Here is a 3868-nt window from a genome sequence, read left to right as displayed (position 1 = left end):
GCGCCCCCCCCCCCCCGCGCCCCCTCAGAGGGGGCGAGAAGTCACTTGACTGTGACCTTGGCGCCCGCGCCCTCGAGCTGGGCCTTGGCCTTCTCGGCAACGTCCTTGGCGACCTTCTCCAGAACCTTCGCACCGGCGGTGTCGACGAGGTCCTTGGCCTCCTTCAGGCCGAGGGAGGTGAGGGCGCGCACCTCCTTGATGACCTGGATCTTCTTGTCGCCGGCACCGTCGAGGATGACGTCGAACTCGTCCTGCTCCTCAACAGCGGCCTCGGGGGCAGCAACGCCGCCGCCGGCGGCGATGGCGACCGGGGCAGCCGCGGTGACGTCGAACTTCTCCTCGAACGCCTTCACGAACTCGGAGAGCTCGATGAGGGTCATCTCCTCGAACTGCGCGAGCAGGTCTTCCTGGGACAGCTTCGCCATGATTGGCGTCCTTCCACTAATTCGGCTGGTGCCGGATGTACATGTCGGCGGGCGTACGGGCCCGCTAGAGGCTCCGCGGAGCAATTACTCCGCAGCGTCCTCGGCGGGAGCCGGCGTACCGGCACCGCCCTGCTCGACCTTGTCGCGCAGCGCGTCCACGGTGCGGACGAGCTTCGACGGCAGGGCCTGGAAGACCGCGGCAGCCTGGGAGGGCTTGGCCTTCAGGGCACCCGCCAGCTTGGCGAGCAGCACCTCGCGGGACTCGAGGTCCGCGAGCTTCTTGATCTCATCGGCGGACAGCGCCTTACCGTCAAGGACACCGCCCTTGATGATGAGAGCGGGGTTCTCCTTGGCGAAGTCACGCAGAGCCTTCGCCGACTCCACCGGGTCACCGGTGACGAAGGCGACAGCCGTCGGACCGGCGAACAGGTCGTCGAGCTCGGAGATCCCGGCCTCATTGGCCGCGATCTTGGTCAGCGTGTTCTTCACCACGGCGTACTGGGCGTTCTCCCCCAGCGAGCGACGCAGCGTCTTGAGCTGCTTCACCGTCAGACCGCGGTACTCGGTCAGCACGGCCGCGTTCGAGGCACGGAACTTGTCCGTGATCTCGGCGACGTCGGCAGCCTTGTCGGGCCTTGCCATAGGCTTACGCCTCCTTCCGTGATGTCGAAGTCGGGCCGACCTTGGAGCAGTCGACCATTCAACGCCTCGACACACCGGCCGGAAGGAAGCCCCAGCAGAAAACAGTGAGAGCCCCAGTGCGCAGGCGCACGGGGCTCTGAACGACCTCGACGGTCGAACGCGACGAATCGCAGCGGACCGGAAGTCCAAGCTCCAAACACTCCTGCGCGGGCTGCCTGCGAAATTCGCAGATCCTTCGGCTGCCTGCACCCATGGGCGCGGGCAAACAACCAGCGGTCTTTGGCAGGCACCACCGTACTCGAAACCCCGTGGACGGGACAAATCCGTTCCCGTGCGCGCCGCGCGGTCCGCCCTAGAGCGGCGGGAGGGCCTGTCCGGAGGCGTCCAGGGTGTCGGACTCGGCGGGCGCCTGGACGGAGAGCGGGCCGGCGAAGTCCGCGAAGCGCAGGGTGTCGTCCAGCTGCCCGGCGGCGCCCGACCCGGTGCGGTGCAGCTGGACGAGCTGGTCGCTGCCGTTCAGCCAGAGGTCGATGACGACCACGCCCCCGCCGCCGAGCGAGGCCAGCAGCGCCGTCCGGCGGTCCCGGTCCAGCTGGCTCTGCGCCGCCACGTACTCGGCGGCCGTGACGGTGACCCGGTAGTGCTGCACGGTGGCGTCGTCCAGCTGCTCCTCGCCGATCCGCTCCGGCGCGCCGGCCGCGACCGCGGCGGTCAGGGCCACCACCGGGTTGAGCCGGTCGACGGCGGCCGCGTACGGCACCTCGTGCACGCCGCCCGGGCCCGGCGCGGCGGTGAACCGCTCCCAGTGCCGGCCGCCCTGCCGGGCCGCGGTGGCCGCGTCGCCGCCGCGGTAGGCGGTGGTGTCCAGCACGATCACCTGTGCCGTGGTGCCCGGCCGCTTCAGCTGGAGCACCGTCTTCGGCGCCCAGAACAGCATCCCGGCCACCGTGTCCGAGCCCAGGTTGCCGGTGAAGCGCGCCCGCCGGGCACTGTGCATGGCCAGCTGGGCCGCCATCAGCACCCCGTGCGGAGAGCGGTCGGTGGGGCTGGGCAGCGCGGTCGGGCTCACCGGGCTGCTGCTGGGCGACGCTGCGGCCGTCCCGCCGCCCCGGCCGCTCCCGCAGGCCGCCAGCAGCACGACCAGCGCGGCGGCCGCAGCCGCCCGGCGCACCGTCCGTACCGCCATCCCGCCTCCCGCTGCCGTCGCCGTTGCCGTCCCCCACCCTGCCATGCCGGGGCCCGCCGGGACGCCGCGGCCCCGCAATGCCCGACGGGCCCGCACCCCGGAGAGGGGGTACGGGCCCGTCGGTACGGACTGCTGCTGCGCCCAGGACGCGGCTACGGTCGGAGCACGGGGGCTCAGACGGCGGCCGGGTCCTCCTCGACGAGGAGGTTGCGGGTGCGGTTCGGGTCGACCTGGATGCCGGGGCCCATGGTGGTGGCAACGGCGATCTTCTTGATGTAGCGGCCCTTGGCGGCGGCCGGCTTGGCCCGGAGGACCTCCTCGAGCGCGGCGCCGTAGTTCTCGACCAGCTGCTCGTCGGTGAAGGAGGCCTTACCGATGATCAGGTGCAGGTTCGAGTGCTTGTCGACGCGGAACTCGATCTTGCCGCCCTTGATGTCGTTGACGGCCTTCGCGACGTCGGGGGTCACGGTGCCGGTCTTCGGGTTCGGCATCAGGCCACGGGGACCGAGCACGCGGCCGAGGCGGCCGACCTTGCCCATGAGGTCCGGGGTGGCGACGACGGCGTCGAAGTCCAGACGACCCTTGGCGACCTCGTCGATCAGCTCGTCCGAGCCGACGATGTCGGCGCCGGCAGCACGCGCGGCCTCGGCACGGTCACCGGTCGCGAAGACCAGGACCCGAGCGGTCTTACCGGTGCCGTGCGGAAGGATCACGGTGCTGCGGACCATCTGGTCGGCCTTGCGCGGGTCGACACCCAGGCGCATGGCGACCTCGACGGTCGAGTCGAACTTGGTGGTCGACGTCTCGCGGGCGAGGCGGATGGCCTCGAGCGGGGCGTAGATGCGGCTGCGGTCGACCTTGGCGTCCGCGGCCTTGAGAGCCTTGCTGCGCTTCACTGCTTCTCCTGAAACTTGGGCCCCTCCTGCTCGTCAGCGGGCGAGGAGGGAGGAGTTCGTGGTGGAACGGGCCGCGCTCGGCCCTACCACGGGGACGACTGGGGCTGTCAGCCCTCGACGGTGATGCCCATCGACCGGGCGGTGCCGGCGATGATCTTCGCCGCGGCGTCCAGGTCGTTGGCGTTCAGGTCGGGGAGCTTCACGGTGGCGATCTCGCGGACCTGGGCGCCGGTGAGCTTGGCGACCTTGGTCTTGTGCGGCTCGCTGGAGCCCTTGTCGATGCCGGCGGCCTTCAGGATGAGGCGCGCGGCCGGCGGCGTCTTCGTGATGAAGGTGAAGGAGCGGTCGTCGTAGACCGTGATCTCCACCGGCACGATCATGCCGCGCTGCGACTCGGTCGCAGCGTTGTAGGCCTTGCAGAACTCCATGATGTTGACGCCGTGCTGACCCAGCGCGGGGCCGACCGGCGGGGCCGGGTTGGCCGCACCGGCGTTGATCTGGAGCTTGATAAGCCCCGTGATCTTCTTCTTCTTGGGAGGCATTTCTCTCCGGGTCCTTCCGAGAGGTGATTGCTGATGCGTCCGGCACCGGGGCGACACCCGGCCGCCAGGACACACATCGGACCAGGCTAACCGCTGATGCGGCCCTGGGCCAAAACGTCACCGGGGCGGGGGGGCGGGCCCGCCCCGCGGTCGCACTTAGGGGTGGTGTAGTATGGG

5 protein-coding genes are annotated in these 3868 nt (G+C 70.4%); all 5 read right to left on the bottom strand.

The window, feature by feature from the left end; all coding sequences use genetic code 11:
* Positions 1-41: 41 nt before the first annotated feature.
* The 5 genes from rplL to rplK all read right to left on the bottom strand — a co-directional run bounded on the left by rplL (position 42) and on the right by rplK (position 3691).
* A complete protein-coding gene (gene rplL / locus ACFV0G_RS36835; protein ID WP_380557376.1) occupies positions 42-425 on the bottom strand; it encodes a 50S ribosomal protein L7/L12 in 384 nt (127 codons plus the stop codon).
* A gap of 84 nt (positions 426-509) precedes the next feature.
* Positions 510-1067 (bottom strand): 50S ribosomal protein L10, encoded by a 558-nt coding sequence (gene rplJ / locus ACFV0G_RS36830; protein ID WP_380557373.1) that lies wholly within the window; start codon positions 1065-1067, stop codon positions 510-512.
* Positions 1068-1419: 352 nt separating this feature from the next.
* The gene (locus ACFV0G_RS36825; RefSeq protein ID WP_380557370.1) at positions 1420-2253 is read right to left on the bottom strand and encodes a hypothetical protein; all 834 of its coding nucleotides are present in this window, start codon (positions 2251-2253) and stop codon (positions 1420-1422) included.
* Between the two features lie 173 nt (positions 2254-2426).
* Entirely contained in the window at positions 2427-3149 is a 723-nt protein-coding gene (rplA, locus tag ACFV0G_RS36820) for a 50S ribosomal protein L1 (protein ID WP_380557367.1), read from the bottom strand.
* Between the two features lie 107 nt (positions 3150-3256).
* Complete coding sequence (gene rplK / locus ACFV0G_RS36815; protein ID WP_380557364.1) at positions 3257-3691, bottom strand: 50S ribosomal protein L11; 435 nt, start codon at positions 3689-3691, stop codon at positions 3257-3259.
* Positions 3692-3868: the final 177 nt, after the last annotated feature.

The organism is Kitasatospora sp. NPDC059571 (assembly GCF_042735675.1).
Taxonomy (GTDB): domain Bacteria; phylum Actinomycetota; class Actinomycetes; order Streptomycetales; family Streptomycetaceae; genus Kitasatospora.
The sequence above is the reverse complement of the archived record's forward strand: the minus strand, read 5'-3'. Positions and strand labels throughout refer to the sequence as shown.

Excerpts from the sequence above, each read along its gene's own strand:
- rplL (WP_380557376.1), bottom strand. The coding sequence starts at position 425 with ATGGCGAAGCTGTCCCAGGAAGACCTGCTCGCGCAGTTCGAGGAGATG.
- rplJ (WP_380557373.1), bottom strand. The coding sequence starts at position 1,067 with ATGGCAAGGCCCGACAAGGCTGCCGACGTCGCCGAGATCACGGACAAG.
- ACFV0G_RS36825 (WP_380557370.1), bottom strand. The coding sequence starts at position 2,253 with ATGGCGGTACGGACGGTGCGCCGGGCGGCTGCGGCCGCCGCGCTGGTC.
- rplK (WP_380557364.1), bottom strand. The coding sequence starts at position 3,691 with ATGCCTCCCAAGAAGAAGAAGATCACGGGGCTTATCAAGCTCCAGATC.